17 protein-coding genes and 1 pseudogene are annotated in these 23,179 nt (G+C 33.5%); 8 read left to right on the top strand and 10 right to left on the bottom strand.

The genetic code is table 11. The features are described 5' to 3' along the window. Positions 1–23: 23 nt before the first annotated feature. Together nrdD and polC are read right to left on the bottom strand one after the other, a co-directional pair. Positions 24–2,333: an anaerobic ribonucleoside-triphosphate reductase gene (gene nrdD, locus PUD86_08650; GenBank protein ID MDD6777346.1), complete on the bottom strand. Its 2,310-nt coding sequence runs from the start codon at positions 2,331–2,333 to the stop codon at positions 24–26. A gap of 222 nt (positions 2,334–2,555) precedes the next feature. Then, the gene (polC, locus tag PUD86_08645) at positions 2,556–5,852 is read right to left on the bottom strand and encodes a DNA polymerase II large subunit (GenBank protein MDD6777345.1); all 3,297 of its coding nucleotides are present in this window, start codon (positions 5,850–5,852) and stop codon (positions 2,556–2,558) included. A 181-nt stretch (positions 5,853–6,033) separates the two neighbouring features. Here polC and PUD86_08640 point away from each other — a divergent pair, with 181 nt between their 5' ends. The 3 genes from PUD86_08640 to PUD86_08630 are packed head-to-tail and all read left to right on the top strand — an operon-like array spanning position 6,034 to position 7,889. Next, complete coding sequence (locus PUD86_08640; GenBank protein ID MDD6777344.1) at positions 6,034–7,008, top strand: acyltransferase; 975 nt, start codon at positions 6,034–6,036, stop codon at positions 7,006–7,008. Positions 7,009–7,041: 33 nt separating this feature from the next. Next, positions 7,042–7,512: a nucleoside deaminase gene (locus PUD86_08635; protein ID MDD6777343.1), complete on the top strand. Its 471-nt coding sequence runs from the start codon at positions 7,042–7,044 to the stop codon at positions 7,510–7,512. Further along, a complete protein-coding gene (locus tag PUD86_08630; GenBank protein MDD6777342.1) occupies positions 7,512–7,889 on the top strand; it encodes a hypothetical protein in 378 nt (125 codons plus the stop codon). Before PUD86_08635 ends, PUD86_08630 begins: the two co-directional genes overlap by 1 nt. Before the next feature lie 27 nt (positions 7,890–7,916). On the opposite strand, the gene lysS is transcribed toward PUD86_08630, so the two are convergent. The 4 genes from lysS to PUD86_08610 form a co-directional block, all read right to left on the bottom strand. Continuing rightward, entirely contained in the window at positions 7,917–9,500 is a 1,584-nt protein-coding gene (lysS, locus tag PUD86_08625; GenBank protein MDD6777341.1) for a lysine--tRNA ligase, read from the bottom strand. A gap of 218 nt (positions 9,501–9,718) precedes the next feature. Then, positions 9,719–11,017, bottom strand: a complete 1,299-nt coding sequence (thiC, locus tag PUD86_08620; protein ID MDD6777340.1) for a phosphomethylpyrimidine synthase — start codon at positions 11,015–11,017, stop codon at positions 9,719–9,721. A gap of 234 nt (positions 11,018–11,251) precedes the next feature. Further along, the gene (locus PUD86_08615) at positions 11,252–12,166 is read right to left on the bottom strand and encodes a carbohydrate kinase family protein (protein ID MDD6777339.1); all 915 of its coding nucleotides are present in this window, start codon (positions 12,164–12,166) and stop codon (positions 11,252–11,254) included. A 145-nt stretch (positions 12,167–12,311) separates the two neighbouring features. After that, entirely contained in the window at positions 12,312–13,178 is an 867-nt protein-coding gene (locus PUD86_08610; protein ID MDD6777338.1) for a LysR family transcriptional regulator, read from the bottom strand. Positions 13,179–13,235: 57 nt separating this feature from the next. Between PUD86_08610 and hxlB the strand changes: the two genes are divergently transcribed. Further along, entirely contained in the window at positions 13,236–13,826 is a 591-nt protein-coding gene (gene hxlB, locus PUD86_08605; protein MDD6777337.1) for a 6-phospho-3-hexuloisomerase, read from the top strand. 1 nt (position 13,827) lies between these two features. Here hxlB and fdhD read toward each other — a convergent pair whose 3' ends face one another. After that, on the bottom strand, positions 13,828–14,577 hold the full coding sequence (fdhD, locus tag PUD86_08600) for a formate dehydrogenase accessory sulfurtransferase FdhD (GenBank protein MDD6777336.1): 750 nt from the start codon (positions 14,575–14,577) through the stop codon (positions 13,828–13,830). A gap of 448 nt (positions 14,578–15,025) precedes the next feature. Here fdhD and PUD86_08595 point away from each other — a divergent pair, with 448 nt between their 5' ends. The 3 genes from PUD86_08595 (at position 15,026) to PUD86_08585 (ending at position 19,306) form a co-directional block, all read left to right on the top strand. Continuing rightward, a complete protein-coding gene (locus PUD86_08595) occupies positions 15,026–15,829 on the top strand; it encodes a formate/nitrite transporter family protein (protein MDD6777335.1) in 804 nt (267 codons plus the stop codon). Between the two features lie 88 nt (positions 15,830–15,917). Beyond that, complete coding sequence (gene fdhF, locus PUD86_08590; protein ID MDD6777334.1) at positions 15,918–18,083, top strand: formate dehydrogenase subunit alpha; 2,166 nt, start codon at positions 15,918–15,920, stop codon at positions 18,081–18,083. Between the two features lie 17 nt (positions 18,084–18,100). Next, the gene (locus PUD86_08585; protein ID MDD6777333.1) at positions 18,101–19,306 is read left to right on the top strand and encodes a Coenzyme F420 hydrogenase/dehydrogenase, beta subunit C-terminal domain; all 1,206 of its coding nucleotides are present in this window, start codon (positions 18,101–18,103) and stop codon (positions 19,304–19,306) included. Between the two features lie 94 nt (positions 19,307–19,400). Here PUD86_08585 and PUD86_08580 read toward each other — a convergent pair. From PUD86_08580 to mobB, 3 genes and pseudogenes are all read right to left on the bottom strand, one after another. Continuing rightward, positions 19,401–20,164, bottom strand: a pseudogene (locus tag PUD86_08580) (SDR family oxidoreductase). Positions 20,165–20,336: 172 nt separating this feature from the next. Further along, positions 20,337–21,272, bottom strand: a complete 936-nt coding sequence (gene moaA / locus PUD86_08575) for a GTP 3',8-cyclase MoaA (protein MDD6777332.1) — start codon at positions 21,270–21,272, stop codon at positions 20,337–20,339. Between the two features lie 4 nt (positions 21,273–21,276). Further along, complete coding sequence (gene mobB, locus PUD86_08570) at positions 21,277–22,311, bottom strand: molybdopterin-guanine dinucleotide biosynthesis protein B (GenBank protein ID MDD6777331.1); 1,035 nt, start codon at positions 22,309–22,311, stop codon at positions 21,277–21,279. Positions 22,312–22,716: 405 nt separating this feature from the next. Here mobB and PUD86_08565 point away from each other — a divergent pair, with 405 nt between their 5' ends. Next, a complete protein-coding gene (locus PUD86_08565) occupies positions 22,717–23,178 on the top strand; it encodes a 4Fe-4S binding protein (GenBank protein ID MDD6777330.1) in 462 nt (153 codons plus the stop codon). Position 23,179 lies beyond the last annotated feature (1 nt).

Raw genomic sequence — 23,179 nt, 5'->3', positions numbered from 1 at the left:
TGGTGTGTGTGAAGATAACCATTTTAGTTATCTTCGAATCTTCTTCTGTCAATTAATTCTTGACGTTTTCCAGGGTTCCATCCTCCGGATGCAGATTTTGCACGTCCAACTTGTTGTACGTAACCGGTAATTCTGTCATACCATTCTACATCGTCTTGTTCTCCACAAGTAGGACAGACATTGTTTAATCCTTTCATTAAAGTTTTACATTTAAGACAGAAACTTAATGCAGAACTGTAAGCCCAGAATCCAATATCGGATTTCTTAGCGATTTTATTAGTTAAACTCATTAATGAATCTGGATCGGAGTAAGATTCTCCCATGAATGCATGGAAAATGTGTCCACCAGGGGTGATACTGTGATATTGTTCTTCAATTTTGATTTTTTCAATAAGAGACATTCCAGTATCTACTGGTACGTGAGATGAATTGGTGTAGTAATTAGCATTTCCATCACCTTGTAAGATAGCTTGATCTCCGTATTGTTTTTTATCAAGTGTTGCGAATCTGTATGCAGTGGATTCAGCTGGAGTTTGGAGAACAGACCATCTAAGTCCAGTTTCATCTTTTAATTGGTTAGCTCTATCGTTAATGTATTCAATACATTTTACACCAAATTTGTTTGCATCTGCATCATCAATACCTGCTCCGAATAATGAGGATAACATTTCGTTAAGTCCAACAAAACCGAAGGATAATGTTGAATTTTGGATTCTGTAGTAGGAATCTTCAGCAACTTTTTGTTTTAAGAATGGTAAAATGTGGAAATCATTTAAACATTTTAAACCTTGTTCTCTTCTAAGCATTAAGGTTTCAACTGCGAGATCCATGTATTCATCTAAGTATTCGAATACTTGGCTTTCATCTCTGGATTGATATCCGATTCTTGGTAAGTTTAAAGTAACATATGCAAGGTTACCGGTTCTTAAACAGTCTTGATCCCAGTCACCAGTCCAGGTATCTTGTAAACAGGTTCTGCAACCCATGTAGTTAGCCATGTCTCCTCTGTATTTAGGGAACATGTTTACAAAGTAGGATGAACCGTATTTTGCAGATAATTCGTGAACTAATCTGATGTCTTCTTCGTATTCACTGGTCATTGTTTCTTTACGGAGAGTGTAGATTGTGTTAGGGAATAAATGAGGTTTTCCTTCGTTATCTCCTTCAAGTAATGTTTCAGTAAATGCTCTTTGGATTAATCTGGTTTCTTCTTCGAAGTCAGCATAGGTTCCAACTACTTGTCCTTTAGGTCCGTATGCAGTTTCTTCTTTTAAGAAGTCAGGAACTCCGAATTCTAATGCCATACTTGTAAATGGAACTTGAGATCCTCTAGCAGCATATGCCATGTTCAAGTTGTAAACAAGCATTTGTACAGATTGTTTGATTTCTTCGTAGGTTCTGCCTCTTGCAAATGGTGCAACAAATACGTTCCAAAGGGACATTCCTTGTCCTCCAGACATGTTTTGTTGTGCTGCAAGCATAATTTCACCAGTGTGGTTCATTAAAGTTTCCATGTGGTTTGGTGCTCCTGCAATGGAGGTATGATCACCAGTACCGTCTACTTTAAGTCCGTATTTGATGAAAGTTCTAATATCGTGTTGCATACAGTTTAGAGGTCTTCCAGCGAAGAATTCTAAGTCGTGAATGTGTATGTCACCAGACATGTGAGCATCTGCTAAGTGTGCTGGAAGCATTTTTAAAAGAGCATATTGTTTTAATGCTTCGTCTGCTACATGTTTGTGAATACTTTCAGGGTTGTGAATCATATTAGCATTGTCTCTGTTACCGTTTTCAATTAAATTGGTAATGTTGTATACTGGAATACCTAAACGAGTGTATCTGCTTCTTAAATCTTCTAAACCGTATTCGACTAATTTTGTGTTAACAATTTCCCTAATCATTGGAGCGGTTAAGTACTCTACATTTAACTTTTTGAGTTCTTTCCAGGTTTCAGTAGCAATTTCGAATGCAGTTTCTTGACTTGCTCCGGTTTCTTCAATTAAGGTATTTGCAATTTTTGATAAGTCAAATGCTTCAATAGTGTCTCTGGAAGTACGTACTTTTAATCTGGTACTTGCTAAGTATTTGTTTGCAACTTCAGAGTCAATATCTTCTAAACATTCGTGTACGATTTTTTTGATTTCTTTGGTTTTAATTCCATCGTATAATTGGGATATTACAGTAGCTACGATTTTATCAGATTCGAAAAAGGGGGTTTCAACCATGATTAATGATTTTAATAATTTTTCGTAACTGAATCTTTCAGTAATCCCATTATTTTTCTCTACATTAATTTTTGCAGATTTTTTTAAGTCGTTTTCAAAGTTTTCCATTTTCAACACACCATTTAATTTTGGTTTAGAGAGTATGCTCTCTCACATATTATACTATGTAATCTCATGTATAATAAAATGTTCGTAACCATACGAACATCTTCAATATTATATTGAATATGATTGCATATAAAACATTCGCCTTGGTTGTGGACTATATATTATTAGGTATGGTTGTCCGGTTATTATTTAAAATCCCAAGAGCGTATGAAAAGTAATTCTTTAGAAGAAAATATCTAAAGAACTCTGTTTTGATTTATCACTTTCAAACAACGAGTTAATACCATATTCCTGGATTTCTAAACGTTGTCTTAAGTAATGTGAAACAGGATATCTATTAACAAGTTCCTGTGATATCTCAAGGTACTTTGTAACAGATCCTTTTGAAACAGATAAGATTAAATTACCACCACAACTGCATTTTCCGGTAAGTGGTATTCTTCTGTATTTTGCACCACATTTTGGACATCTTACCTTTTGTTTGGAAAATGCTCTTGAGTTTCCCATAATGTCAGGCAGGAAGTGTGAAGACAATACTTTTTCTACAACACCTCTTTGATCTACTGCTCTAATATTTTCTGCAAGTGCAATTTGAGCTTCAACCTTTTCTCTCATTGAAGGCAATCTCTTATAAAGACAAACAGTAGGTCCTGCATGGATACTTGAAGTGTGGTGAGAAAACATTAATCCTTCATATTGCTGTGGAGTTCCCAAATGCATTTCTACATTATCAATGTATTCTAGAACTTCTGCAGGCTTATGAGGAGTGTATGTTTCTTCATAAAATTCAACAGGGAATCTGTCAAATATATCTAAGTTGTGAGATTCGTCATCTATCTCTTCAGGGTCAATTCTTGAAGATAAAACTAAAGGAGCATCCATACTTCCTCCTCTAGTATTTGGTAAATATGATTTTGAAAAGTTGATTAATGCATCTAATAACAACATAACTGCATCTTCGTCACTGTCACAGTTTCTACGCTTTGCAGAATGGAAGTAAGGGTGAGCATAACAACCTAATGCTTTTGTAAATCCTACAATTCTTCCAAGTACTCCTGCTGAAGTGTGGGGTGCAAGACCTGCAACCAAGTGTCCGATTAAATCACTTTTCTCTTTAACATTATAGAATGTATCCATATGGTAATATCTTTCAAGCTCATCATCAATGAATTGAGCAGTACGAAGCAAATATTCTCCACAATTATCAGAAATAACAATATCCTGAACCTTAAGCTCAATAATTTGATCTTCATTTTCAATTGGGTTGCCGTAACAGTCTTTTTCATAACCCATTTCCAGTAGCTTTTCAACTGTAACACCAATTTCACTTGGTATGAAATGAGTAAGTGGCAAATCAGTTGAATCGTGTCTGATGGTTCCATCCTTAAATGTGAATACTTCATGTTTTGCTCTAAGTATTCCTTTTTCAATAGGTTCAGGTAATTTTGATTCTGAAATCATACCTACTACACCTTTAACTTCATCAACACGTCTTACTTTAACGTTATCTGAAGCTTTCTTAAGCATAGCTGCAAGAGGTATTGTTTTTAAGGATGGATTTCCCATTTCAGTTGGGCTTCCACATTTTGGACAAAGTGATCCAAAGGAGCTGATTCCACAATCGGGATTGGTACATTTTCTTCTTGAAATATCTACTTTGATACTTCCTTTTTTAGCTGCTGTTGCGACAAGTCTTCTGGACCCACCATTGTTTCCAATAGGAATTAATCCATGTGGTGCAGGTCTCATTAATCTTTCTTTTGACTTTTCAGGTCTACCTACACGTGTACCAATGTATGCAGGTGCTTTATTTATGATTTTAATTTTGGAAATTTCATTTAAAGCTTCAAGAGTAGTTTCTTTTTCAGGTAATTTTTGAGTTAATGTTTTTATGAGTGAATATGAATGGTCTTTGTCAATAATAATTTTGTTGTCACGTACAAGATGAGGAACTCCGATTATCTCAAGAATTCTTTTTTGATAGGATAAATCAAGTTTCATTCCTTCATCTTCACTGAATGTTGATTTTCCTTGTTCAATTAACTCAATCAATGAATTTAAGTCTTTTATTGTTACATCATTGTAGCAGTATGTGTATTTTGGGTGAAGTGGAATATCGTATTTTTCACTTAATTCAAATGCTTCTTTTGCAGTTAAATATTCATATTCCAATTTATGTAAATCTAAATCAGTATTTTCACTATCGAAGTTTTCACTTCTCATTAATAATTGAATCCACCATTCTTCACACCATCCTGATGGGAATAATGGCTGGTTGTTTCTTAAAAACTCTCCAAATGCAACAAGCATGTCACCTAAGAATAAGATTTCAACAACATCTTTTTTAACTTCACGTGCTTGTTTTACAGTGTCTAAGATTAACACGTCTCCATTTTTAAGTTTAACAGTAGGTCCTTCAATAGAATCAACAGGAACTACACAGTTACCTTTTCCAGGATATTCAATCTTAAGTTGTGTTCCAACTGCTAAGAAATCAAGTAATGCCATTGTTGCAGGATGAACTCCCATTGTTGCAAGACCTGTATTTCTAGATCTTCCATATCTTAACCTGAATCCTCCTTTTTCAGAAGGATATCCAAGAACTGGTCTTCCACCAATAATATCCTGAATATATTTTGGTTCATGAACAATATCAGAATCTCCAGCATCTTCTTTGGAGTCATCTTTTTTAGGTTTGGAATATTCTTCAAGCCAATCCCAGTCAAGACCTAATTTATTAGAAATCTTTTTAATCTTTTTAGATTTCTGAATTACTCCTTCAACCATAGCAAGCAATGCTCCACCACGGATGTTGTTTGTCTCAACACGTTCCAAATCCCTGTGTGATACTTCAACTTTATCAGTTTGTTCTCCGGATACTTCTACTGGAATGTGATTTGCAGCGAATCTCACTTCTTCTGGTGTTGGTGAGTATTGTAAATTTGTAACTTCTGATTCGTATAACTCAACTTCCTCTACGTATCTTTCGATTTCATCATCTATTGGTTTGAATACATCAATACCAATAGCTTGTCTGATTTTATCTCCTAAAAGTACAGCTAGTGCAGCTGCAGTACCTCCTGCACTTCTAATAGGTCCTGCAAAATATACTCCAATATATTTTGTTCCATCAAAGTTGTCTTTGATTTTAACATCTGAAATTCCTTCAAGAGGTGCTGCTACTACTCCTTCTGTAAGAATAGCAAGTGCAGTTCTAAGGCCTTGGTCACATCTTTGTTCTGTATCCCAGTCTGCCTTTTCACCAGTAAGTTCAAACTTTCCGGATGCAATTTCTGCAGCAATTTCAAAAGCAACTTCTTCTCTGGTAATATCTTGTTCTAATGTTTTAATTCTTTTAGCTACGCCTTCAGGACCAACAAGCCCTTCAACTCTTTCAGCTAAGTCCTTTGCAAGAGGCACTTCTGTTTCTAATTCAACATCTAGACCTTTGGACCTTGCTTCATTAGCTATTTCGTATAGGTGATGGGTGTCAGCTTCTAATCTATCAAAATAATCCATGGTATCGCCACAAGTTACAAAAATTAATTAATATATTATTATTGGTTTTACTGATATTAATAAATTTTCAATAGTATTTTTATCAAATTTAGTAATACTTAAATATTCTAAAGTATAAATTTTAATTTGTAATTTGTAGTTGAATTTTTATAATATTAATTTTGCTATTTTGGTGATTTTAATGTCAAGTGATAAACCAATTAATGCCATGTACGGTGGTAAAGTTAAATTAGACTTAGATAAACTCAAAAATAATCGTAAGTCTGATGAAGAAAAATCAAAACCTGTTGTAGAAGTTGAAGAAACCATTACTAAAGAACCTGTTCAAGAAGTTCCTAACGAAGAAGTAGTTATTGAATCTGCTAAGGAAGATGTTATTGAAAATGAAGTAGTAGAAGAACCTACTGATGATGTTAAAGAAGAATCTTCTAACGATGAATGTGACATTTCAGATGACCTAAAATCTCAACTAGAAGAAAAAGATGAGAAATTAGCAAATCAATCAAATGAGCTTCATTATTTGACTAATAATATAATTCCTAATCTTAAAAAAGAAAATTCAAAACTTAAAAGTCTCAAATTGGAATTGACTGATGCTCTTGAAAAAAGTACCAGAAACTATTATGATCAATTAGATATTAATGCTGATTTAAGTGATAAAATTGGAAAACTTGGTGCTGAAGGTGCAGTCAACAAAGTAAGAGCAGACAAGCTAGAATCAGAACTCAAAACTATCAAAGATGATTTACAAGCTAAAATTGATCAATACAAAGAAAAACTCGATTCAATTGATGTAGAAGGATTGAAGAAAGAAAATTCTGATTTGTTTGACGAATTAAGTGATGTCAAATCCAAGTTAGAGGCTGCTAAAAAGGAAAATACCAGTCTTTCTGATGAAGTTAAAACTTTAAGAAATGAACTAATTGAAATTGGTAACTACAAAGATGAAGTTGATTCTCAAAATAAAAAGGAAATTGACGGATATAAAGAAGAAATTTCCTCACTTAAAAATCAGCTCAGACTTAAAGAAAGTAGTTTTGATAAATTATCTAATGAATCCAACAAAGCTATTGCTGATTTGAAAAATCAAGTTGCAGAACTTGAGGAAGCATTAGAAAAAGAATCCAATAAAGGATTATTAAGTAGATTTAAATAGATGTTTTATTCATCTATTATTCCTTTTTTTAAAATGACAAACGATAATTATTTTATGGATGAAGCTCTTAAAGAAGCTAAAAAGTCTTCAAAGGATGGAGGCTTGCCTATTGGTGCTGTCTTAGTTAAAGATAACAAGATTATATCAAGAGGCCATAATAGATTAATTCAAAACAGTTCAGTAGTTATGCATGCAGAAATGGATGCAATTGAAAATGCTGGACGTCTTAACTATGAAGATTATATTGAATGTACACTCTACACCACACTATCTCCATGTTCAATGTGTTCAGGAGCTATTATTCTTTATAACATACCAAAAGTGGTTATTGGAGAAAATACTACACTAATGGGTGCAGAGAATTTCCTTGAATCTAACGATGTTGAAGTTGTTGTATTGGATAAAATGGAATGTAGAGAGTTATTTTTAGACTTTATTAAACAAAACCCTGGTGTGTGGGAAGAAGAACTTAAGAAAGTTGGAAATACTACTGAGGTGAAATAATGGAGATTATTGTTACAGATGAAACTGATGAAAGATTTGTTGAATTTTGTAAATCTTTTGGTTGTTTTTTAGATGATCCTCAGGTTGTATTGCTTTTGGTCAGTTTTAAAAAAACTGTAGGATGTGCTAGTTTTAGAGTTTATGACTCACAATCTGCAGAGATTACTACTTTATTTTTAAACTCATATGATGAGAGAGAAAAAATAGCTTACAAATTAATCAGACAGCTTGAAAAAATAGCTATTGATTATGAATTTAAAAGCATTGTTGTTAGCTTTGATAGTCGTGATGATATTTTAGTTGAAATATTTGAAAAATTAGATTATCAGTTTGTTGATGATTCTTTAATGAAAAAAGAGTTTAAAACATTACTTTAAAAATAAAAAAAGAAAAAATTTAAAAGATTAAGCTTCTTTTCTCAATCTTTTAATAACGAAATCTTTGTCTAAACTTAACAAGAATGAAGCTGCTCTTGGACCTTGTTTTTGACCAAGAATCATTTTGTAAATAGCTTGGAATCCTTTTTGAGGTTTTAATTCTTGTGCTTCTAAGATTTCATACATTGCATCGTGCAATTCAGTTGCTTCTGAGAATTCATTGTTTTCCATCAAGTCAGCTAAGTCAGCTAAGAATTTGTCTTGATCTTCGGTCAACGGTAATTTTGGAATGTTTTTCTCTTGCACTTGGAATTTTACGAATTTAGGTGCATAAGTATCTAACCAGTAAATTACGTTGTCAACTCTTTCACGATATTGAGCTAATTCAGTTTCATTTAAGTCGCCAAATTCTTTGTCTTTAAAGCTTTTTGATAATTGGGAGTTTCTTTTTAAAATTCCAAAGATTTTTTCTAAGTCGTCTCCAGCAATTTGGTAAGCGTTAACGAGGAATCTGAAAGGTGGTCTGAATGGTAAAGGACTACCTTCGTTGATTTGTACGATTTCATAGATTTCTTTGAATTTTTTACCTTCTTTTTCAGATGGTGCTTCTTCTTCACCGTAGAATACTTTTTCAACGGTATCAAATTGGTCGATAAAGTCTAAGAAAGACATTTTTGGTGAGAAGTCTTTTGCTTTCATTGGTTTGGATCTGAACAAGTAGTAGTTAAGACTTTCTGCAGGTCCAATTTTTAACCATTCTTCTGGAGCAAAGAATACTCCGTGAGATTTACTCATTGCTTCACCATCGAGAGTAATCCATTCGTATGGTACTGGGAATGGTGCAGGGTAATCAAAGATTTTTTCTGAAATAATGCTACTTACATCGTAGGATCCGCCACTAGCTGCGTGGTCTTTTCCGAATGGTTCACATGTGGTTCCGAAGATTTTCCATCTTGCAGCCCATTCTACTCTCCAGGTAAGTTTACCGTTACCTGATTTGATATCCATTTCACCGTCGTGGCCACATTCACATCTGTATTTGATGATGTCGCCGTCAAAGTCATAAGCATAAGTTGTGTTTACACGTCCACATTCGTCACAAATTGGGTTGTATGGTAACCAGTCATCTGCTAATGGTTCTCTTCTGTATTCGTTGAAAATCTCTTTGATTTCATCAACGTGTTCGAGAGAGGTTCTAATGTAGTCGTTGTAAACTCCAGTTTTGTACATTTCAAAACCGGATTTGGTTTCCATTTCAATTCCGTAATCGTCCATTACTGTGAGTAAAGGTTTTTCAAAGTGTTCTACAAAGTTGTCACAGCAGCCGTCAGGACATGGGATAACGGAGTATGGCATACCTAAGTATTTGTCGTAATCTTCAGGAAGTGGGTATGGAACTTTTCTTAATGGATCGTGGTCATCTGCAATCCAGATGGTTTTTGCTTGTTTTCCGAGTTCCCTTAATTTTTTTCCAATTGCATTAGCAATAAATATGTCGCATGAGTTTCCAATGTGAATTGAACCTGAAATGGAGGTTCCACTTGCAATAACATGTTCTTCTACATCTCTTTCTGCTAATTCAGTAGCTATGTTTTCAATCCAATGTGTCATTTATATTCACCGTTTTAATAAAAAAATTATCATAAAATAAGTTATATTAAAATGATATTTGTTGTTATTTATATAAAAAGATTAGTAAAACTAAGTGATTTGATGATTATTTTTTCAAAGTTTTTAAAAAATAGTTAGTATATGATGTAAAACACGTGGTTTATTACATCATATTTTGGGAAATGAATATAAAAAATAAGAATAGATAGAAAATCTATCTATTTGATTAGGTCAGAATCAGATTTGTCTAACCATTCGTTAACGATTTTTACTGCACAGAAGTTACCACACATGGTACAGGTGTCCTCTTCTTCAGGAGGTCTTTGGTCTCTTTTTGCACGTGCTGCATCAGGGAATAATGCGCATTCGTATTGTGCTTCCCAGTCGAGTCTTTTACGTGCTTCAGCCATAGCTAAATCTTGTGAACCGTCAATTTGTCCGGTTGCTAAGTCACCTGCGTAAGCTCCAATTTTAGTTGCAATAACTCCTTCTTTTACGTCTTCAGGGTTAGGAAGAGCGAGGTGTTCTGCAGGAGTTACGTAACAGATAAAGTCTGCACCTGCTTTTGCAGAGGATGCTGCTCCGATTGCAGATACAATGTGGTCGTAACCTGGTGCTACGTCACATACAATAGGTCCAAGCATGTAGAAAGGAGCGTTGGAACACATTTTCTTTTGAATCATTACATTAGTTGGGATTTCGTTGATTGGAATGTGTCCAGGTCCTTCAATCATACATTGTACTCCAGCTTCACGAGATCTATCAATTAATTCTCCTAAAATGATCAATTCTTGGATTTGTGCCCTGTCGGTTGAATCAGCAATAGATCCTGCTCTCATACCGTTTGCAAGTGAAAGAACAACGTCGTGTTCTTTAGCAAGTTCTAAGACATAGTCAAAGTTTGAGTATAATGGGTTTTCTTGTTCGTTTTCAACAATCCATCCGGACATGAATGATCCTCCACGGGATACGAGTCCAGTTACACGGCCTTGTCTTTTGAGTCTGGTTAAGGTTTCGATGTTAATACTACTGTGGATTGCCATAAAGTCAATACCATCTTTTGCTTGTTTTTCAATAGCATTGAATAAGTCATCTTCAGTCATGTCAACTACAGAACCGTGTTCTCTGATACTTTCGATGGATGCTTGGTATACTGGTACAGAACCAACTGGTAATGGGGACATGTCGAGAACTCTTCTTCTGATTACATCTAAGTCTCCACCAATACTTAATTCCATTAAACAGTCTGCACCGTGGTCAATAGCAATTTGTGCTTTTTTAACTTCTTCATCAAAGTCAACAATATCAGTTGAAGTTCCAACGGTTGCGTTTACTTTGGTTCTAAGACCTGCACCGATACCGGAAGCTTCAATGTCTCTGTTTACGTTACTTGGTATTACAATAGTACCTTTAGCTACAGATTTTAAAATAAAATCTTCTGAAACATTTTCTATTTTTGCAACATGTTTCATTTCTTCAGTTAATATTCCTTTTTTTGCATCACTAATTTGTGTCATGATATCACATCAAATAAGATTTAAAACAGTCAAATTTAATTTATTTAAATTCCATATCATTTTGATATTTTTTTATATTTAATTATTGGTATTTAAATTAATTGGTTGGCTTTTAATTAAAATATTATTGATATGTATCAATTATTTTTGAAAAAGTAGTTGTTTTAGTTTTTTAAATAAGAAATAAAGTCATATTGATAAAAATAAAGTATACTTGAAAAAAAGGAAAGGATTCTAGTAAAATCCATTCATTCTTTCAAATGCTTCATCAAATGTAGGCATGTTGGTTTGACAACCTTGATGTTCTACAATAAATGATGAAACGGTTGATGCGAATTTAGCAGATGATTCTAATGATTCGCCGTTTAAGAATCTGGATAAGAATCCTGCTCTATATGAATCTCCAGCACCAGTTGGATCGATAGCTTCTGTTTTAATAGCATCGATTTTAATTTTGTCTTCATCGGAGTAGATTTCACTACCATTAGCCCCACAGGTTTTAACAATAATCTTTGGACCTAATTCTCTAAGACCATCTAAATCCACTTCAAGAGATTCTAAGATTCTTCCGATTTCATGATGGTTTCCGAAAAGAATTGTTGTATTTTTAATTACATCTCTTAATTTTTTAATATCATACATTCCAAGGTCTTGACCTGGGTCAAATGAAATAAGTAAATCTTCATCTTTTGCTTCTTCAGAACATTTCCAGTTGAAATCAGGATCTCCTGTAGCTAAATGTACTGCTTCAACATTTTTTATTGCGGAGGTAGGTACTTTACTTTGTGCAAACTCACGAGCTGCACCCCAGTAGAAGTAACTGATTTGGTCTGAATTATCATCGGTTAATACAAATGCAGTAGGAGTTGATTCGCCTGGAACAATAATAAGTGAGTCAGTATCAATATCTAAATTTTGCATATGTTCATAGTATTCTGTTTTTTTAAAATCTCCACCAACCGCTGAAACCAAAGATGTTTTTAATCCTAATTTAGCACCAACACAAGCAACGTTAGCTGCTGCTCCTCCATTGAATGTTTTCATGTTGGTAATTGGAGCAGAAAAGTTTGCTTTTGGGAATTCTGGTACTTTAATGATATAATCGTGAGCAGAGTGCCCAATAGCTAGTAAATCTCTATTTTTCGCCATAATATCGCCTTAAATCTTCTATGTTAATATTGTTTCTTATCATTATTTAATGTTTTGAAACTTAAAATTCGGTCATATGAGTGTGATATAAAATATGTCATGTTATATAATTTTACTTTTTCTAAGAGCATCTGAAAAGTATCATCTACATCGGACTGAAACCTTGCTTTTCGATGTCGTTTTGCCCTTCATTTGTTAGGTATCTGATAAACTCGTCAACATCGTCTTTATCTTCGTTTACCTTAACTAAACTTATAACATGTTGGGTATCAAATTTTAAAAGTTCGTTTCCTTTAAAGTAACTTGCATTAAGGAATGTATGTAGATTTTTGGAATTTTTAACTAATTTATATGCTTCAAACTGGGAGTTTACAGTTTCGGTGATGTTTATGTTAATATCATAATGTTTTAAACTGTCCCATGCAAGCCTTTGAGCAGATCCAGAAACACTTACAAAATCAAGATTTTCCAAATCTGAAATACTTTCAATATCTTTTGTTTCTGGACTTGAAATAAGAACAAGGTAATCATAAGCTATTGGATAAAAGTTAATATCTCTTTCAAAAGCAATTAACGGGTCGTCAAGGGTTAATATATCCACAACTCCTCTTTTAGCAAGTTCAAATGCATCTTCGTCATTGCTGCTGTAGATATTTGTTTTAAAAGGTAAATCAATACTGTCCAAAAGACCTGTGCTGATATGACCTCCAACAATGTTGATTGTAGATGTCTTTTCGATTTGGATTGCATATTTTTTGAACTCTTCTAATAAGTCTAATCCTTCACGGGTGAGATGTGTACCATTTCCCACTTTTTTGGTAAGTTTTATCCCTAATTTTTCTTCTGCTTTAAGTATTCTTCTATTAAAAACAGTATGAGAAATATTTAACTGTTTAGCAGATTTTCTTTGAGATTTTGTTTTCGAAAGGGAGTCAAGACTTTCGAATAATCTATATCCGTAAACTTCACCATCTATCTCTAAACTTATCAATCCTTTACTTTCAAATTCCATCAATTATAAATAAAATTTTAATCATAATTAATAATATCGATTTTGGGATTAGATAAAATGGAAATTATGAAAACTTCTATTAACGCGATATTAGATAATATTAAGAATGCTGAAGAATTTTTAGATGAGGAAACTATTGACAAATTTGAAGATATTATTATCGAATCTAAAAATATCTTTGTTACTGGTGCTGGAAGATCAGGACTTGCTGCTAAAGCTTTTGCAATGAGATTAATGCATTTAGGTTTAAGTGCTTATGTTGTAGGAGAAACTATTTCTCCAGCTATTTATGAAGATGACTGTATTATTGCAATTTCAGGTTCTGGTGAAACAAATACCATCGTTTCTGCAGCAAAAATTGCTAAAAATAGAGGTTCTAAAGTATTGGCTGTAACTTCATATCCTGAGTCTACTTTAGGAAAATTATCTGATGCTTATGTTTTTGTTAAAGGAAGAACAAAAAAAGAAGTTGATGACGAAAACTATATGAAACGTCAAATTCATGGAAACTATACTTCCTTAACACCTTTAGGAACTGCTTTTGAGTTGACCACTTTAGTCTTTTTAGATGCAATTGTTTCTGAATTAATGGAAAAAATGCAACAAACTGAAAGTGATCTTAAAGCAAGACATACTGTATTAGAGTAATTTAGTCAAAAATTACTCTATTTTGATTATTATATATATTACAGCGTTGGCCTCTTAAAAATCCAACGAGAGTAATATTTCCTTTTTTTGCAATATTATATCCGGAATTTGCAGGAGCAGCATTTGATGCTAATACTGGAACGCCTGCTCTGGTCATTTTAATTACCATATCTGCTGGCATTCTTCCACTGTAGATTACATAAGACTGATTTAAGTCAAAACCATTTAATATACCATAACCAATTACTTTATCTACTGCAACGTGACGGCTTACATCTTCTTTTACAACAAATTCACCGTTATAAACGATTCCTGCAACGTGTGTTCCACCGGTAGCTTGCCAGATTTCAGCGTTGTCTTTTAACTCTTCAATTCGATCAATTAATTCTTTGACATTTACCTGGAAATCAGACTCAACAGGATGTACTTCTTTAATTTTACTTCTCCATCCTCCTGCAGAATCGGAACATAATACGGTTTCATTTGTTTTAAGTAAGGTATCATCAATCTCTACATTAATCTGTACGCCATCAATTTCAATTTTTTTAATATCTTCTAATGATTTGACGAGATTTTCATTAAATAGGTATCCAACTGCAAATTCTTTAAGTGAATCTTCTATTGCAGATAAGCTTCTTGATATTGTACCATTTATTGTTAGTGTGATGGTTTCATCTTTTACAACTTTTTCTCTTGCTTCGTTGTGCTGATTATTTTTATATGTTATAGCATCAATTTCTTCAATCTTCATCACATCGACCCCTTGTATTTCATATTTTTTTATAACAATAGTTATATTAATTTCTCTTTTCTTATAAATATTAGTGTAATGAAAATTATGTATGTTCAATATTTGTGTTTTCTTTTATAAATATTTAAAATCTTGAAAATTATAAGTATAATTTTTTATTAATGAAATTCAACGATTAAAATTATGTATTGATTAAATTAAGTTTTTTAAATAAATTATTCAATAAAAAAATAGTAAAAATACGATATTAACTATATTTATAATGATTTATCATTATGATTATTTTGTTAATTCTTTATATTTAAACATTTCTTTTTATTTCTAATGATAAATCGTTTATATAGTCATTAAGTAATATAGAACCATAATACTTTAAAAAACATCTCTGTAAGTGGATTCTTTAAGTATTATAAAAATTAATTTATAAAGGGAATAAGAGGTTGATAAAATGAGTTCATTTAAAAGTCCAGTAGATACTGCAAAAGCAATATCAAAAACTGCTGGAGCAAAAGACTCTGCTAATATTATTAATGTAGTATTACTCTCCTTCTTAGCAGGAGCATATATTGCATTTGGGGGTTTATTAGCAATTGTAACAAGCGCAGGTATGATTAAAGCTGGCGCTCCTTTAGGTTTAGAAAAATTTGTATTTGGTGCAGTGTTCCCTGTAGGTTTGATTATTGTTATCCTTGCAGGATCTGAATTATTCACTGGAAATGTTATGTTTATGATTATCGGTGTTTTAGATGGATCTGCTTCTGTTGGCGGTCTTGCTAAAAACTGGGTTGTAAGTTGGATTTTCAACTTTGTTGGAGCTTTATTCGTTGCATACGTTTTAGCTTACATGGGAGGAATTTGTCCTACTGACGCAACCGCACCTGCATATGCTATTACCACTAAAGCTATTGCTGTAGCTGAAGGTAAAGTAACTATGCCTTTCACAGTAGCTTTAATTAAAGCTATTGGTTGTAACTGGTTAGTATGTTTAGCTGTATGGTTAGCTAACGCATCTGATGATGTTATTGGTAAAATATTCGGTATTTGGTTCCCAATTATGGCTTTCGTTACCATCGGATTTGAGCACAGTGTTGCAAACATGTTCTTTATCCCATTAGGTATGTTCTTAGGAGCTAATGGAGTAACCTGGTCCAGTATTATTATAAACAACTTAGTCCCAGTTACCATTGGTAACATTATTGGTGGAGGACTCTTCGTAGCTTGTCTTTACTGGTTCACTTACCTTAAAGAATAAGCACTTGATGAACTTTCAAAAAGCTTAATATTAATTTAAGCTTTTTAAATTTTTTTTAAAAAAACAAAAATATTTTGGAGATTATAAAATGGTTGAAATTAAATATGTTCCAACAATCTGCCCATACTGTGGTACCGGTTGTGGACTCAATTTCGTTGTTAAAGACGGAAAAATTGTTGGTGTTGAACCTTTAAAAAGAAGCCCTGTAAACGAGGGTAAAGTATGTCCAAAAGGAAACTTTGGATACCAATTCATTAATAGGGAAGACAGATTAACTTCTCCTTTAATCAAAGAAAACGGTGAATTTAGAGAAGCATCTTGGGATGAAGCTTTAGACTTAGTTGCTAACAAACTCAAAGAAGTTTCTGACGAAGACCCAAACAAAGTTGGTTTCTACGCATGTGCTCGTTCACCTAACGAAAACATTTACATTACTCAAAAATTAGCTAGAGTAGCTTGTGGAACTCAAAACGTAGACCACTGTGCACGTATCTGTCACGGACCTACTGTAGCAGGTTTAGCAACCACCTTTGGATCAGGTGCTATGACCAACGGATTTGACAGTATTAAAGAAGCTGATTACATCTTCTGTATCGGATCCAACAACATGGAAGCTCACCCATTATTCGGACGTAAAATTATCCAAGCTAAACAAAACGGTGCTAAATTAGTAGTATTAGACCCAAGATTCACTCCTACTGCTAAACTCGCAGATGAATACGTACAATTCGAAACTGGTACTGACGTTGCTTTAATGAATGCTATGATTAAAGTTATCATCGACAACGACTTACAAGATGATGAATTCATTGCAAACAGAACCAAAGGTTACGAAGAAATGAAAGAAGTTGTTCAAAAATACACCTTAGAAAAAGCTTCTGAAATCACTGGTATCTCTCCTGAAACCATTGAACACTTAGCTATTGAATATGCATCTGCTGACAAAGCAGCTATTGTATACTCCTTAGGTATTACTGAACACTCCCACGGTGCAGACAACGTAATGTCCACCGCAAACCTCGCTATGTTAACCGGTAACATTGGTAGAGAAGGTACTGGAGTAAACCCATTAAGAGGACAAAACAACGTACAAGGTGCTTGTGATATGGGTGCATTACCTTCCGATTACGTAGGTTACAGAAAAGTAAGTGACCCAGAAACTACTGCATGGTTCAACGACTACTACAGTGCTGAAGGTTACGAAGTAAACTTACCAACCACTCCTGGTTTAACCTTAGTTGAAATGATGAACGCAGCTCACTCCGGTGACTTAAAAGTATTATACATCCACGGTGAAGACCCTGTTCTCTCCGATGCAGATGTACAACACACCAAAGAAGCACTCGCAAACTTAGAAATGTTAATCGTTCAAGAATGTTTCTTAACCGACACTGCACAATGTGCTGATGTTGTATTACCAGCAGCAGGTTGGGGTGAACAAGAAGGTACTTTCACCAGCGGTGAAAGAAGAGTTCAATGCTTACACAAAGCTCAAGAACCACCTGAAGGCGCATGGTTAGATTGGAAAATCATGGAAGAAATCGCAGTTAGAATGGGCGTACCAAGATCCATCTTCCACTACGAATCTTCTGAAGAAATCTTCGACGAAGTCAGAGAATGTGCTCCTATCATGGCAGGTATGAACCGTGAAAGATTAGACACTCCTGAAGCTCTCCACTGGCCTTGCCCATCCGAAGATGACCCATGTCAACCATTAATGCACAAAGAGAAATTTGCACACCCTGATGGTTTAGGTGTCTTCCAAGCATTAGAACACAAAGGACCAGTAGAAACTCCTGATGAAGAATACTCATTACTCTTAACTACTACCAGAGTATTATTCCACTACCACGCTGCAATGACCAGAAGATGTGAAACCTTAAGCAATGAGGTAAAAACTGGATTCATCGAAATCAACACTAACGATGCTAAAGCTAGAGGAATTATCGACGGTGAAGTAGTAAGAGCTTACTCCAGAAGAGGAGAAATTGCAATTCCTGCACGTGTAACTGACAACATTAGAGAAGGTATTGTAAACATCCCAATGCACTTTGTAGAATGTGCTGCAAATGTATTGACTAACTCTGATTCTTTCGACCCTAAATCTAAAATGGTTGAATTAAAAGCTTGTGCTATTGAAGTAGAAAAACTCCCTGAAAAAGTTGTTGTTAAAGGAGAAGTCTACAAAGATGGTACTGACACCGAAATTAAAGCTGAAGATATGAGTACTACTACCATTAAAGTAGGTAAATAAATAAGGAGTAGATTTAAATGAGCGCAAAAATTAACGATATGTACTACGCATACTCTGCTATCGAAGATATCAAAGAAAAAGGAGAGTACGGTGGAGTAGTAACCACTATTATGAAATACTTATTAGAAGAAGGTATCGTTGACGGTATTGTTGGAGTAACTGAAGGTGCAGATATCTACGATGCAGTACCTATTCTTGTAACTGACCCTGCAGATGTTATTAAAACTGCTGGATCTATCCACTGTGGTACCTTAAACATTGCTAAATTTGTATCCAAGTACTTAGACGGTGCAAGAGACATGAAAATTGCTGTTGCATGTAAACCTTGTGATGCAATGACCATCAAAGAATTGATGAAAAAAGGAAAAATCATCGAAGACAACGTAATTATGATTGGTGTTAACTGTGGAGGAACCATGTCACCTGTTCCTACCATGAACATGATTAGAGATGTATACGAAATGGACCCTAAAGACGTTGTCAAAGAAGAAATCGCTAAAGGAAAACTCATCATGGAAACAGCTGATGGTGAAAAAGGTATTGCTATTAGTGAATTAGAAGAACAAGGTATGGGTAGAAGAGAAAACTGTCAAAGATGTAACCTTAAAATCCCTTACAACGCTGACATGGCATTAGGTAACTGGGGAGTAATCGGACCTTTAGCAGGAAAAGCTACTTTCGTAGAAGTATTCTCCGACAAAGGTGCAGATGTTTTAGGTAAAGTTATTGACGCAGGTTTAATCGCTACCGAAGAACCTCTCGAAAAAGGAATTAAAATCAGAGAAAACATTAACAACTTCATGCTTAAAGAATCCCAAGAGAAGAAGGAAGTTGATTATGCAGGTACTACTGGTGATATTATCGACGTATTCTACAAATACGAAGACGAATTCTCCAAATGTATGAAATGTTACGGTTGTCGTGAAGCATGTCCATTATGTTTCTGTGAAGACTGCTGTCTTGAAGCTGAAGGTCCTGAATGGGTACCTGGTGGATACACTCCTGCAGCTCCTTTCTTCCACTTAACTCGTTTAGTACACATGGTTGACGCATGTACCAACTGTGGACAATGTTCCGAAGTATGTCCATGTGAAATCCCTGTAGCTAAAGTATGGAGTACTGTAAACAACAAAGTAAGAGAAATCTACGGATACGTACCTGGTATGGGCAGTGACGACCCACTTCCATTCACCGACCACGTATCTAAAGCTAAATGGATCTAAGGGTTCTTCCCTTTCATCCATTTTATTTTTTTAAATCTTAAACATAACATTGTTATATTATTATTTTAAAAAAAGAAAAGAAAAAATTCTTTTCTTAAGGTCTTAAACCTGATCCTCCTTGGAGGGTAAGGGTTTCACCAGAAATGTAACTTGCAGCATCTGATGCTAAGAATAAGCAAGTTCCACCAATATCTTTTTCTGCATCACCGAATCTTTGTAATGGAATTCCTTGAATGGTTTTATCATAAATTTCGGGATATTCTTCTCTCCATTGTTCTAACTGTTCAGTCATTACAAGAGGACATACAATGTTGATATTAATTCCATCAGGACCCCATTCTGTTGCAGCAACTCTGGTTAATCCCCTAATTCCTTCTTTTGCAGCAGCATATGATGATTGACCATCTCTTCCAAATAATCCTGCACCTGATGCAAAGTTAATTACAGACCCTTTAGTCTCTTTAAGATATGGGTGTGTAAATTTCATAAAGTTAAATACTGCATATAATCCGGAATTAATTGCTAAGTCAAAGTCTTCTTTTGTGTGTTCAATAAGTTTTAATCCGGACTTGGAAGCTTGTGCATTGTTAATTAATACATCTATTCTTCCAAATTCTTCAACTACTTTGTCAATTGCTCCTTTTACTTGGTCTTCGTAACCGCCGTCAGCTGTAATAGCTAAACTTTCACACCATATTTGTCTTCAAGTTCTTCTTTAGCTTTAAGGAGTGTTGATTCGGTTCTACCTGTAATTACAAGGTTAGATTTTGCTTTTGTAAATGCAGTAGCTATTCCAAATCCAATTCCTTTTCCTCCACCGGTAATTATGGTTACTTTGCCAGACATATCATAATTCATATATATTCACCTTAAATAATTTATAACGATTTATAATACAAATCATGTTATTTATAATTTTATCATTGATTTTTGTTAAAAAAGAGAGAATAATGTTATTTTTACAAATAACATTTTTTTAATCTTTATTTGGTTAAATGGTAATGATTAATTAGGTTTAAAGTAGAATTGTTTAATCTTCTTTGTTGAATGGTTCACGGTTATATATTCCTTTCATGAAGAGTTCTTCAAGTTCCTCTTCACTTTCACCATTTCTTATATGTGAAATTAATTCTACAAGGTTGTCATTTCTAAGTAAGCATGGTTTGATTTTACCATCTGGTGTAATCCTTAATCTGGAGCAACTTGCGCAGAATTTAGCATTATCAACAGGCTTAACTATTTCGATTTCACCATCGTTTATGTAATATTTCTTACGTCCTTGCATAAATTTACGTTCATGAACTTCATCAGATATATTGGTTAGCTTTTCTTCAAGTGGGTCTAATGAATAATGGTGTTTATTGCTGAAGTCATCATCATCACAGCTTTCACTTTCGATTAATTCAATTAACTGAAGGATAATTCCATGTTCCTGACAGAATTTAAACATGTCTTTTATCTCATGATCGTTGATATCTTTCATCACTACCATGTTTATTTTAACAGGATATAATCCAACTTCTACAGCTTTTAGAATTCCAGCTTTTGTTTTTTCAAGATAATCTTTAGATGTTACGTATTTGTAGGTATCTCTATTTAAAGTATCTAAACTGACATTTACTCTATCTAGTCCAGCATCTTTTAAACCCTGAGCATATTTTTCAAGCAATACTCCATTAGTTGTAAGTGAAATGTCTTTAAAATCAAGACTTGCAATCTTTTCAACGATTTCTACGATGTCTTTTCTTACTAAAGGATCTCCACCGGAAAGCCTGATTTTTTTAACTCCTATTCTTTTAGCTATTTTACTTATAGTAAATAGCTCATCAGGAGTCATTTCATTTTTAGAAGATACCATTCCATCATGATGACAGTAAAGGCAGTTTTCATTACATCTGTTTGTAATTGTAATTCTTAAGGAGATGATAGGTCTTTTGTATTTGTCTTTAACTACGTTTTTTAACATGCGCCTACTCTCCTACGTTGATTTTTAATTCTTTAATTTCATCATCAATTTTTAAAGAATTTACAATTGCATAGGTTGTTTCTTTTAAGATTCCCTGGGTAAATTCATTGATTTCAACACTGTGATTGTTTGTTTTAAGTTCAATTGAAGCATTTTCTAGTTGGTCATGTTCAATATTGGAAATAACAATTTCAATTGTTTTAACATCACTTTCAGTTTTAAGGGATCTTATCATTCCATTAATGGAATTTGAAACAATATTTTTTGTAAATGCATTTATTTCTAAATCTTTTCCATTAATTTGAATACTGCAGTTAGCATCAGTTGGGGTTAAGTGGGATTTTCCAGGGATGATTAATTCAATATCTTGAATATCTTCAACATTATAATCTTTTAAATTTAATGTATTGATAACACCAAGAACGGACTGTTTTAGATAATCACTAACGAATCTGTTTAATCCAACTACTTTACCGTCAATTGAAAGGTAGCTGTGAACTTCATCTAAGTTATCTACTGTAATATTTCCATTTCTGATGTCACATGCAATAGCTTCACCGTCATTGTATCCGCAGTTGTTTGCAAATAATGTGTCTACTATGTCGTGTGATCTCTCTTCAATGAGGTCTACTAATTCTGTTAAACCTTCATAATCAATTGTAAAGGAATCAACCTGTTTAATTGTGTATTCATCAACTACATCAGGGGATGTTGCAATTTTTGGGTAATTGTATCTTTTAAATCCTTCAATTACAACAAAATCAACATTGTCCATATGTTTTATTAAAAATAGTAATCTGTTAAGATCCATTTCTTTTCTTACATTAAAGAATGTTGTTGAACCAATTCCAACTACAACATTTGATCCTGCATTTTTATGTTTCCAGGTATCAGTGTTTTCCCTGTCCATTTCCATTGTATGGTGGGAATGTTTTATTGATGCAACATTATAACCTCTTTTTGTAAGCTCTTCAATAACTTTTACAGTCAGTGAAGTTTTTCCAGTATTTTTCTTTCCAACTATGGATACAATTTTCATTTTATCTTCCCCTTATTATATTATAATATTGTATTTTGTATTAATTAAGAATTTCTAAATAATTTATGTGTAGTTACTACACATTTAGGATGACCAAAATAAATTACATGATTTTTCATGTTTTTTTCATACTTTTATGGAATATATTTATTACAAATTTTACATAATTTTTACATTTTTTAATGTTATTAATAAATATACGTTCTTAATTTTATTATTTAAAGGATATTTGATTAATTCTAAAAAAATTAATTATTATGAATTATTATTTAATTATTTTAAGGATTTTAAGAGATTTTATTAAAAAAAATTGTGTAGTTATACCACAGTTATATATAAGTATTGTGTCTTTAATCTAGTAGGTAACTATATTTATATAGGTAAACATATGTGTAATCATTACACATGGTGGTTCAAATGCCAAAACATATTGCTTCTGGTTTAAAATATTTGGCTGCAGTTAAATTAAAAATGACTGGTAAAAGTCATCAAGAGATTGCTGATGAGTTAGGTGTTGATAGGTCTACTATTTCTCATTATTTGAATGGTAGAAACTTATCTTGGAACTCAATTGACGTTGCAAGAACAATCATCGACTTATCTCCCAAAGATTTTTTAATAATGACTGAAGCAATATTTAATAATCCAGAACAGAGTCGTAAAATTGTGAACATTTGCAAAGAAAGAAATTTCCAAGCAAGTGTAGAAGACTCCTGTATTGGTTGCGGATTATGTGTAAATGCATGCAAGATGGATGCTATTAAATTGGTGTCCTTAAAAGCGTATGCAGACTCCATGCAATGTTGTGGTTGTCAGCTTTGTGAAGATGAATGCCCAACTAATTCAATAAAAATTTTGGAGATTTAAT

It is taken from the genome of Methanobacteriaceae archaeon (genome assembly GCA_029219465.1).
Taxonomy (GTDB): Archaea; Methanobacteriota; Methanobacteria; order Methanobacteriales; family Methanobacteriaceae; genus Methanocatella.
Note: the sequence above shows the minus strand (reverse complement) of the source record. Positions and strands in the feature narration are given on the sequence as shown.

Coding starts and splice junctions, on each gene's coding strand:
- fdhF (MDD6777334.1), top strand. CDS start 15,918: ATGGTTGAAATTAAATATGTTCCAACAATCTGCCCATACTGTGGTACC.
- PUD86_08630 (MDD6777342.1), top strand. CDS start 7,512: ATGGAGATTATTGTTACAGATGAAACTGATGAAAGATTTGTTGAATTT.
- PUD86_08585 (MDD6777333.1), top strand. CDS start 18,101: ATGAGCGCAAAAATTAACGATATGTACTACGCATACTCTGCTATCGAA.
- moaA (MDD6777332.1), bottom strand. CDS start 21,272: ATGTTAAAAAACGTAGTTAAAGACAAATACAAAAGACCTATCATCTCC.
- PUD86_08640 (MDD6777344.1), top strand. CDS start 6,034: ATGTCAAGTGATAAACCAATTAATGCCATGTACGGTGGTAAAGTTAAA.
- polC (MDD6777345.1), bottom strand. CDS start 5,852: ATGGATTATTTTGATAGATTAGAAGCTGACACCCATCACCTATACGAA.
- thiC (MDD6777340.1), bottom strand. CDS start 11,017: ATGACACAAATTAGTGATGCAAAAAAAGGAATATTAACTGAAGAAATG.
- lysS (MDD6777341.1), bottom strand. CDS start 9,500: ATGACACATTGGATTGAAAACATAGCTACTGAATTAGCAGAAAGAGAT.
- PUD86_08610 (MDD6777338.1), bottom strand. CDS start 13,178: ATGGAATTTGAAAGTAAAGGATTGATAAGTTTAGAGATAGATGGTGAA.
- PUD86_08595 (MDD6777335.1), top strand. CDS start 15,026: ATGAGTTCATTTAAAAGTCCAGTAGATACTGCAAAAGCAATATCAAAA.
- fdhD (MDD6777336.1), bottom strand. CDS start 14,577: ATGAAGATTGAAGAAATTGATGCTATAACATATAAAAATAATCAGCAC.
- PUD86_08565 (MDD6777330.1), top strand. CDS start 22,717: ATGGTGGTTCAAATGCCAAAACATATTGCTTCTGGTTTAAAATATTTG.
- mobB (MDD6777331.1), bottom strand. CDS start 22,311: ATGAAAATTGTATCCATAGTTGGAAAGAAAAATACTGGAAAAACTTCA.
- PUD86_08615 (MDD6777339.1), bottom strand. CDS start 12,166: ATGGCGAAAAATAGAGATTTACTAGCTATTGGGCACTCTGCTCACGAT.
- nrdD (MDD6777346.1), bottom strand. CDS start 2,333: ATGGAAAACTTTGAAAACGACTTAAAAAAATCTGCAAAAATTAATGTA.
- PUD86_08635 (MDD6777343.1), top strand. CDS start 7,042: ATGACAAACGATAATTATTTTATGGATGAAGCTCTTAAAGAAGCTAAA.
- hxlB (MDD6777337.1), top strand. CDS start 13,236: ATGGAAATTATGAAAACTTCTATTAACGCGATATTAGATAATATTAAG.